Genomic DNA, 9193 nt, shown 5'->3' with positions numbered 1-9193 from the left:
TAAAAATGGCGCCGATTGGCGCCATTTTTTTTGCCTGTAGGTCTGATAAGCGCAGCGCCATCGGGCAATGTGCCGCACGATTGCCCGATGGCGGCGCAAGCGCCTTATCCGGCCTACTCATTACAACGGCGAGGTCACCGGGCGAAAGCACGGCTCGCGCATCAGGATTTTCATGCCCTCCGGGCCACTTTCCAGTATCCGACGTTCAGAATCGGACACCTGCAGTTCGCACTGGTAACCTCCGGTGACGCCAAACATCGCACGCGCGACGCAAGCATCCTCCAGCGCATTTTGCCCACAGGTTTCAAAATGGCCCACCAGACGCCCATTATGGCGAATAACCAGACGGTAGCTCTTCATCGCGCCTCCCCTGTCGGCGGCAGAATTAATTCATCGCAGCCGCATTTCTGCGTCCAGCTCATCACCTCAAGCACCCGCTGTGCCGCATCATGCGCGGCATCAGACAGCGATTTTTTCTTCACGATGCCGCTAATCAGCTCAGCGCAGAACAGATCGCCAGTGCCTTTTAAGTCCGTTTCCAGACGTGGATGGTCAATGATGGCCGTAGATTCCGCGGTCACTACCGCCACCGTAATATTTTCTGTCGTCTGGCCCGGCGCGCTGGTGATCACCACCCATTTTAGCGTCTCAGATAACAGCGATTGCGCCGCCGCAATCGCCTCATTCAACGTGCCACAGGGCTTACCGCTGAGCATTTCCAGCTCGAATACGTTCGGCGTTAGCCCCTGCGCCAGCGGCAACAGGTGCGTACGATAGGCCTCTGGAATTTCTGCCTTCACATACATCCCGCTGTCGACATCGCCAATTACCGGGTCGACCAGAATGCAGATATCCGGATGCGTGATCTTCACCATTTTCAGCCACTGCGCCAGCAGCGCAATCTGCTCAGCGCTGCCCATATAGCCGGTGGTCACGGCCTTCAGCTCGCGCAACGCGTCACGTTCATTCAGTGCGGTGAGATAACCGCCAAACCATTCGCTGGGAATAATTCCACCGTAAAAAGTCTCGTAATGCGGCGTGTTGCTGAACAGCACCGTTGGCACCGCGGTGACCCGTAGGCCATGCGCTTTGATGGCCGGGACGGCAATACTGTTGCCGACGCTGCCGTAGACCACCAGAGACTGCACCGCAACGATATCCGTTTGCAGCGCGCGGTGCGTATCGTTGAAGAGCACCGACTGTATTTCACTATCCTGCCCCATCTCCTTCTCCTCATGACTCTGGACAGCGGGCGAGCGCCTCACTATTATCGTCATATGCTAAATTTCATTTTGTCATAGGTCAATAATGATCGACGGAAAAAGCGCCAACGAAATCTTTGACAGTATTCGTCAGCATATCACCAGCGGCCAACTGGCGAAGGGGGAAACGCTGCCGCCGGTCAGGGAACTGGCAGCCAGGCTGGGCGTAAACCGGAATACGGTGGCGTCTGCCTATAAACGGCTAGTGACCTCGGGGCTGGCGCTAAGCCTGGGACGCAACGGCACCGTTGTAAAAGAAACGCGCGCGCCAGCAGCACTGGAAGGTGGGAATCCGCATACGCCGCTCACCGACCTTTCCAGCGGTAACCCAGATACGGCTCGTTTGCCCGATCTGGCTCGCTATCTTTCGCACATCAGCCGCACCCCGCGCCTTTACGGCGATGCGCCGGTATCTCCAGCGCTGTACGGCTGGGCACAGGAATGGATGCAGGATGCCATGCCCACCGCTGGCGATATCGACCTGACCAACGGCGCAGTGGATGCCATTGAGCGCCTGCTCTGCGCACATTTGCTCCCCGGCGACAGCGTGGTCGTGGAAGACCCCTGCTTTCTCAGCAGCATTAGCATACTGCGCTACAGCGGCTTTAACGCCAGCCCGGTAGAGATTGATAGCGAAGGACTCGTGGCAGACAAGCTTGAACTGGCGCTCGCCAAAGGCGCTCGCGCGGTGATTTTGACACCACGCGCCCACAACCCCACAGGCTACAGCCTGAGCGCCGCTCGCGCCGCCGCTATCCAGCAGGTGCTGAGTCGCTACCCGCAGGTACTGGTTATTGTTGATGACCACTTTGCCCTGCTGTCGTCCACCGCATGGCATCCGGTGCTGACACCGCAAACCCAGCACTGGGCCGTGGTTCGCTCGATGTCCAAAACGCTAGGCCCGGACCTGCGGCTGGCTTTTGTCGCCAGCGACCCGACCACCTCGGCCAGGCTAAGACTACGGCTTAACGCCGGTAGCCAATGGGTCAGCCATCTGTTACAGGATCTGGTCTACGCCTGCCTGACGGACGAGGCTTATCAACACACGCTCATTCAATCCCGCCTGTTTTATGCCAGTCAGCAGCAAAGATTAGCTCAGGCGCTATGTCGACATGGCGTAAATGACGTGATCCAGGGGGACGGCCTGAACCTATGGCTACCGCTGGCTACCCCCAGTCAGAGTACGGCGTTTGCGCTGGCAAAAGCAGGCTGGCTGGTTCGCGAAGGCGAAGCGTTTGGCATCAACGCGCCCGCACACGGTCTGCGTATCACCCTTTCAACCCTTAACGACAACGACATCAACCGTCTGGCAGCCGATATTCATCATGCGCTTAGCCTCTAACCGGAGAACATCCATGCGCGTCCATTTTGTGCTTCACGAATCGTTTGAATCCGCAGGTGCTTACATTCCCTGGGCCGAGTCTCGCGGCCATGACGTTAGCTGGACTCACGTCTACCGGCATGAAAGTGTCCCCGACAACGCTGACGGCTTTGATATGTTGGTGGTTTTCGGCGGACCGCAGTCGCCACGAACGACGCTTGCTGAGTGCCCCTACTTTAACTCACAGGCCGAGCAGCATTTGATTCGTCAGGCGATAGACGCTGGACGCACCGTGGTCGGTATCTGTCTGGGTTCGCAGCTGATTGGCGAAGCGCTGGGCGCGCCCGTTTGCCAGAGCCCGGAAAAAGAGATTGGTCACTATCCGATTACCCTTACCGAGGCAGGTCGACAGCACTCGCTGTTCAGCCATTTTGGCTCACCACTCACCGTCGGCCACTGGCACAACGACATGCCAGGCTTAGCTGCTGGGGCGGTCATTCTGGCAGAAAGTGATGGTTGCCCACGTCAGATCGTACAATATGGCGATAAGGTGTACGGCTTCCAGTGCCATTTGGAATTTACCGCCGAGGCGGTTGAAGGGCTGATTCAGCACTCTGAACAGGAGTTAGCGGAGGCCAAAGACAAGCCATTCATTCGCTCAGTGGATGAAATGCGTACCCATGATTATCATGAAATGAACCAGAAACTGTGGGAATTCCTTGATAAGCTGACCCAATCGTCCTCCAGTTCGTCTACGGCGCAGCGCCGCCTGGAACGCTCATATCTATAAGGAGAATACATGCCAGCATCATCGCTAAAAGCCGTTATCGAAGCCTGTGACCGCGCCATCTCACAGGAAGACTACGCCACGCTGATGGAGTACTACGCCGACGACGCCACCCTGGTAGTTAAACCGGGCATGGTCGTCAGCGGCAAAGAGAATATTCGCAAAGCGTTTATTGCTATCGCCGACTACTTTCAGCACCGGTTGGTAGTGACGCAGGGGCGAATGGAGATTATTGAAGGCGGTGATAACGCGCTGGTGATTATGGAAACCCGGCTGGATATTCCACTGGCGGAAGGCGGTACGTCGCAGGTCACGCGCCGTGCGACCTATGTGTTTCGCCAGCAGGAAGGGCGTTGGCTGTGTACGGTAGACAACTCCTACGGCACCGACCTGCTGGATACACCTGCGGTTTAGATCCCCGCCCCCTGGCTGAAGTGCTCTTCACCAAACACGCCGGTAGACAGGTAACGATCGCCGCGATCGCAGATGATCGCTACCACCACAGAGCCCGGATTCTGTTCCGCCACGCGAATGGCGCCGGCTACCGCACCGCCGGAACTAACGCCGCAGAACACGCCTTCTTTTACCGCCAACGCGCGCATGGTGTTTTCCGCGTCGTTCTGGTGAATATCCAGCACCTCATCCACCAGGCTGGCGTTAAAAATCCCTGGCATATATTCCGCAGGCCAGCGGCGAATGCCCGGAATGCTGCTGCCCTCTTCCGGCTGGAGACCAACGATAGTAACCGCTTTTTCCTGCTCGCGCAGAAAACGCGACACGCCGGTAATGGTGCCGGTGGTGCCCATACTGGAAACAAAATGAGTGATACGCCCTGCCGTTTGCTGCCAGATTTCCGGGCCAGTGGTAGTGTAGTGTGCGTACGGGTTGTCAGGGTTGTTGAACTGATCCAACAGCTTGCCTTCACCGCGCTGGGCCATCTCCAGCGCTAAATCGCGGGCGCCTTCCATCCCCTGTTCTTTGGTCACCAGAATCAATTCGGCACCGTAGGCACGCATCGCCGCACGGCGCTCCTGGCTCATGTTATCCGGCATAAGCAGCTTCATGCGGTAGCCTTTCAGCGCGGCAATCATCGCCAGTGCAATACCGGTATTGCCGCTGGTGGCTTCAATCAGTACGTCGCCCGGTTTAATTTCACCACGCTTTTCCGCCTCGACGATCATCGACAGCGCCGCACGGTCTTTTACCGATCCTGCCGGGTTGTTACCTTCCAGTTTGATCCAGATTTCGCTGCCGTTGTCCGGCCCCAGACGCTGCAATTTGACCAGCGGCGTATTGCCGATGGTTTGTTCTAATGTGTTCACGTTTTCTGCCCAAGATAAAGCCGGGTGGCGCTTCGCTTACCCGGCCTACAAAATCACGATATACGCTGTAGGCCCGGTAAGCGAAGCGCCACCGTGCGATAAACCTGCAAATTAACCTATCAGGCAGACTCCGCGAGAGCAAGCGCCTCATGGGGCTCAATACGCTGGTCGCCATGATAGAGACGCGCGTTCTGTAAGCCGACAAACAGACGCTCGCCGCGCAGCGGCGCGTCGTCACCGCGCATCACCACGGTCAGCGGATCGTGATACCACCCCAGCGGCTGCACGACTAATTGGGTGTAGTGCCCTTTCGGGCTGGCTTCCAGCACCTGAACCGGCAGCGGCGAATCGAGGCTGGTACGGCGGCTGACATCCACTTCCCACGGACGCAGGAACAGATCCACGGGCCCCTGATAGGATGGCGTGTAACCTAACGGCCAGCGGTGCGCGCCGACGTGGAACTGCCCGCCGCGCACGATACCCTGCAGACGGTTCACTTCGCCCATAAACTCCAGCACGAAGCGCGTAGCTGGCTCGCGCCATACCTGATCCGGCTCGTCGGCCTGTTCAATATTGCCCTGGCTCATGACCACCACACGGTTGGCAACCTCCATCGCCTCTTCCTGGTCGTGGGTAACGAACACGCTGGTGAATTTCAGCTCTTCATGCAGCTGACGCAGCCAGCGACGCAGCTCTTTACGCACCTGCGCATCCAGCGCGCCGAACGGTTCGTCGAGCAGTAAAATTTGCGGCTCCACCGCCAGCGCGCGAGCCAGCGCCACACGCTGCTTTTGCCCACCGGAAAGCTGCGCCGGATAGCGATCGGCCAGGTGGGCCAGTTGCACCATCTCCAGCAGTTTGGTCACTTTCGCTTTAATGGTGGCGGCATTGGGTCGTTCACGACGCGGCAGCACCGTCAAACCGAAAGCAATGTTGTCAAACACCGTCATATGGCGGAACAGCGCATAGTGCTGGAAGACGAAACCCACCTTACGATCGCGCGCGTGCAGGCGGCTGACGTCGGTGCCGTGGAAACGGATGTGCCCGCTGGTCTGGTGCTCCAGCCCGGCGATAATACGCAGCAGCGTAGTTTTCCCGGAGCCGGACGGCCCCAGCAGCGCGACCATCTGGCCGGAAGGGATATCCAGAGAGATATCATTCAGCACCTGGGTGCGACCAAAAGATTTCTTAATATTGGCAATCTCAATGCTCATGATTTCCCTCCTGTTGCGCGCGTTTTTCCTGATTATGTAAACGCCACTGCAACGCACTCTTTAAAAACAACGTCAGAATTGCCATCAGGGTCAGCAACGCGGCGGCGGTAAAGGAACCGACGGTGTTGTAGTCCTGCTCCAGCAGTTCAATCTGTAACGGTAACGACAGGGTCTCGCCGCGAATCGAGCCGGAGACCACGGACACCGCGCCGAACTCGCCGATGGCGCGGGCGTTAGTCAACACCACGCCGTACAGCAGCGCCCAGCGAATATTAGGCAGCGTCACGCGTCTGAACATCTGCCAGCCGGAAGCCCCAAGCAGAATCGCCGCTTCATCTTCCTGGCTGCCCTGGCTGAGCATCACCGGCACCAGCTCGCGGACCACAAACGGACAGGTGACGAAAATCGTCACCAGCACCATGCCCGGCCAGGCAAACATAATTTGCAGGTTGTGTGCTTCCAGCCAGCCGCCGAGCGGGCCGTTGGAGCCGTAAAACAGCAGATACACCAGACCCGCAACGACCGGCGAGACGGCAAACGGGATATCCAGCAGCGTCAGCAGCAGCTGACGACCCGGGAAGTTAAAGCGCGTCACCAGCCATGCCAGCAGCACGCCGAACACCAGGTTTACCGGCACGGTAATCAGCGCAATCATCACCGTCAGCCAGATGGCGTGCAGCATGTCCGGGTCGGCCAGGTTATGCAGCACCGGCATCAACCCTTTGCTGAAAGCCTGGACGAAGATGTAGATCATCGGCACCAGCAGGATAAAGGCCGAAACCAGCATCCCGGTACCAATCAGAAACCATTTACCCCAGTTGATGCGGGGTGCGTCATAGCGCTTCAATTGAGTAACTTCCGCCATTAGTGACCTACCACACGTCGACCAAAGCGACTTTGCAAGGTATTGATGGAGAACAGCAGCAGCAGAGAGGCTGCGAGGATCACCGATGCAATCGCGCTCGCCGCCGGATAATCAAACTCCTGCAGGCGAATAAAGATCATCAGCGAGGTCACTTCCGTCTTCCAGGCAATGTTCCCGGCGATGAAAATCACCGCGCCAAACTCGCCAAGGCTGCGGGTGAACGATAGCGCGACGCCCGCCACCAGCGCCGGGGAAAGTTCCGGCAGCACCACTTTACGGAAGCTTTGCCAGCGCGTAGCACCCAGGGTTTCCGCCGCTTCTTCATATTCAGGGCCTAACTCTTCCAGCACCGGCTGAACGGTACGTACCACAAACGGAATGCTGGTGAACGCCATCGCAACCGCGATGCCGAGCCAGGTGTAGGTCACCTTAATATCAAACTTCGCCAGCCACTCACCGTAGAAGCCGTTCACTGAGAACAGCGACGCCAGCGTCAGGCCCGCCACCGCCGTTGGCAACGCAAACGGCAGATCCATCAGCGCGTCCAGCAGCGTACGGCCCGGGAAACGGTAGCGGGTTAACACCCACGCCATCAGCAGGCCGAACACGCCGTTAAAAATCGAGGCCACAAACGCCGACAGCAGCGTCACTTTGTAGGCCGCCACCACCTGCGGGTTGGTAATCACGTCCCAGTACTGCGACCAGCTCATCTGCGCCAGTTGCATGACCAGCGCGCTCAGCGGCAGCAGCAGAATTAAACAAACAAACAGCAGACTGGTGCCGAGGCTCAGGGTAAAACCCGGCAGCACACGCCTGGAGGAAACAGCAAACATTACTTACGCCCCGCCGCTAACAGCTTGTCTAACTCGCCACCGCTGGCGAAGTGCGTCTTCATCACTTCCGGCCAGGCACCAAACTTGTCCTCCACGCGGAACAGATCGGTCTGCGGGAATTTATCTTTCAGCTTATCCATCACCTGCGGGTTATTCACGCGGTAGTAGTAATCGGTGATGATGGTCTGCGCCTGCGGGCTGTACAGATAGTTCAGGTAAGCCTTCGCCGCCTTCTCGGTACCGTTGGCCTTCACGTTTTTATCCACCCATGCCACCGGGAACTCCGCAAGAATATTGACCTTTGGCACCACCACTTCAAAGCCCTGTGCTTCATACTGTTTGCGGATGTTGTTCACTTCGGATTCGAAAGTGATCAGCACGTCACCCAGACCACGCTCCACGAAGGTCGTGGTTGCACCACGACCGCCGGTATCGAACACCTCGACGTTTTTCAGGAACTGGGTCATAAACTGCTCGGTTTTCGCTTTATCGCCACCGTCAGCCTGATCCGCCGCGCCCCACGCCGCCAGATAGGTATAGCGCGCGTTACCGGAGGTTTTTGGGTTCGGGAAAATCAGCTTCACGTCCGGGCGCACCAGATCGTTCCAGCTGTGGATATTCTTCGGGTTGCCCTTACGCACCAGGAACGCCATGGTGGAGTAGAACGGCGAGCTGTTATTCGGCAAACGCGCCTGCCAGTCAGCCGGGATCAGGTTGCCTTTGTCATGCAGAATCTGCACGTCGGTTACCTGGTTATAAGTTACAACGTCTGCTTTTAAGCCCTGCAGAATTGCCAGCGCCTGTTTGGAAGAACCGGCATGGGACTGCTTGATAGTCAGTTTGTCCCCCCCGTTCTCCTGCGCCCATTGCTGCTCAAACGGCGTATTCAGGGCGGCAAACAGCTCGCGGGAAACGTCATAGGAGCTGTTCAACAGTTCCGTCGCCTGCGCCTGAGCCATCAGCAGCACAGAAGCCGTCAGGGCCAGGTATCCTTTTTTCAGTAACTTAATCGCCATTGCGCACCCTATAGTGTGAGGACTTTCTGAGCATCAGTGTATTTATAACGGGTACTAAAGGAGTAACGGTTTTATATACCGTTTAGTGATTTGGAAGTTGAAAAGGGAATAAGGCGTCTGAAGATATTTTCTGAAGCAGAATTCCACAACGATAACACCATTCTGACAACGCTGCCCATCACAGGTAAAGTGCACGAATGGACGCTAAACCTAATTTCGCTCGTCAGTTACGACGCCAGCTGACGCCACAGTAACGTCGGTTATGGTATTTACTGCGTGACCGGCGTTTTGCACGTTACAAGTTCCGTCGTCAGCATCCGATGGGGCCGTATATTCTTGATTTTGCCTGCTGTGCAGTTCGCCTGGTGGTGGAGTTGGACGGTGGGCAGCATGATGAGCGAGCTGGGTATGATGCTCGGAGAACAGCATGGTTGAGACGGCAAGGATGGCGGGTGTTGCGGTTCTGGAATAATGAGTTGATGGAGAATGAGGAAGCGGTGTTAGGGATGATTCTTGAGGCGCTCGAGTTGGGTGTACCCTCACCCCAGCCCTCTCCCTGAAAGGGTGTACGGT

10 protein-coding genes and 1 pseudogene are annotated in these 9193 nt (G+C 57.2%); 4 read left to right on the top strand and 7 right to left on the bottom strand.

The window, feature by feature from the left end; all coding sequences use genetic code 11:
- Positions 1–120: 120 nt before the first annotated feature.
- Both M989_RS06990 and pdxK read right to left on the bottom strand, forming a co-directional pair.
- Positions 121–360: a hypothetical protein gene (locus M989_RS06990; RefSeq protein WP_064543694.1), complete on the bottom strand. Its 240-nt coding sequence runs from the start codon at positions 358–360 to the stop codon at positions 121–123.
- A complete protein-coding gene (pdxK, locus tag M989_RS06985) occupies positions 357–1223 on the bottom strand; it encodes a pyridoxine/pyridoxal/pyridoxamine kinase (RefSeq protein ID WP_064543692.1) in 867 nt (288 codons plus the stop codon). Before pdxK ends, M989_RS06990 begins: the two co-directional genes overlap by 4 nt.
- An 85-nt stretch (positions 1224–1308) precedes the next feature.
- Here pdxK and ptsJ point away from each other — a divergent pair, with 85 nt between their 5' ends.
- Genes ptsJ through M989_RS06970 form a run of 3 tightly spaced genes read left to right on the top strand, consistent with a single transcriptional unit; the run spans position 1309 to position 3784 of the window.
- Entirely contained in the window at positions 1309–2604 is a 1296-nt protein-coding gene (ptsJ, locus tag M989_RS06980; protein WP_064543690.1) for a MocR-like B6 salvage transcription factor PtsJ, read from the top strand.
- A 13-nt stretch (positions 2605–2617) separates the two neighbouring features.
- Entirely contained in the window at positions 2618–3373 is a 756-nt protein-coding gene (locus M989_RS06975; protein WP_064543688.1) for a type 1 glutamine amidotransferase, read from the top strand.
- Between the two features lie 9 nt (positions 3374–3382).
- Positions 3383–3784 carry a YybH family protein gene (locus M989_RS06970; protein ID WP_064543686.1) on the top strand — a complete coding sequence of 134 codons (402 nt, stop codon included), beginning with the start codon at positions 3383–3385 and terminating at the stop codon, positions 3782–3784.
- On the opposite strand, the gene cysM is transcribed toward M989_RS06970, so the two are convergent.
- From cysM to M989_RS06945, 5 genes are all read right to left on the bottom strand, one after another.
- Positions 3781–4692 (bottom strand): cysteine synthase CysM, encoded by a 912-nt coding sequence (cysM, locus tag M989_RS06965; protein WP_064543684.1) that lies wholly within the window; start codon positions 4690–4692, stop codon positions 3781–3783. The two genes, M989_RS06970 and cysM, sit on opposite strands and share 4 nt — an antisense overlap.
- Positions 4693–4811: 119 nt before the next feature.
- On the bottom strand, positions 4812–5906 hold the full coding sequence (gene cysA, locus M989_RS06960) for a sulfate/thiosulfate ABC transporter ATP-binding protein CysA (protein ID WP_064543682.1): 1095 nt from the start codon (positions 5904–5906) through the stop codon (positions 4812–4814).
- Positions 5896–6771: a sulfate/thiosulfate ABC transporter permease CysW gene (gene cysW, locus M989_RS06955; RefSeq protein WP_064543680.1), complete on the bottom strand. Its 876-nt coding sequence runs from the start codon at positions 6769–6771 to the stop codon at positions 5896–5898. The genes cysA and cysW overlap by 11 nt, the downstream gene beginning before the upstream one ends.
- Positions 6771–7604 (bottom strand): sulfate/thiosulfate ABC transporter permease CysT, encoded by an 834-nt coding sequence (gene cysT, locus M989_RS06950; RefSeq protein ID WP_035897290.1) that lies wholly within the window; start codon positions 7602–7604, stop codon positions 6771–6773. The genes cysW and cysT overlap by 1 nt, the downstream gene beginning before the upstream one ends.
- Entirely contained in the window at positions 7604–8620 is a 1017-nt protein-coding gene (locus M989_RS06945; RefSeq protein WP_064543678.1) for a sulfate ABC transporter substrate-binding protein, read from the bottom strand. The genes cysT and M989_RS06945 overlap by 1 nt, the downstream gene beginning before the upstream one ends.
- A gap of 197 nt (positions 8621–8817) precedes the next feature.
- Between M989_RS06945 and M989_RS06940 the strand changes: the two are divergent.
- Positions 8818–9180: pseudogene (locus tag M989_RS06940) on the top strand (endonuclease domain-containing protein).
- Positions 9181–9193: the final 13 nt, after the last annotated feature.

Source organism: Kluyvera georgiana ATCC 51603, from assembly GCF_001654985.1.
Taxonomy (GTDB): Bacteria; Pseudomonadota; Gammaproteobacteria; order Enterobacterales; family Enterobacteriaceae; genus Kluyvera; species Kluyvera georgiana.
The sequence above is the reverse complement of the archived record's forward strand: the minus strand, read 5'-3'. Positions and strand labels throughout refer to the sequence as shown.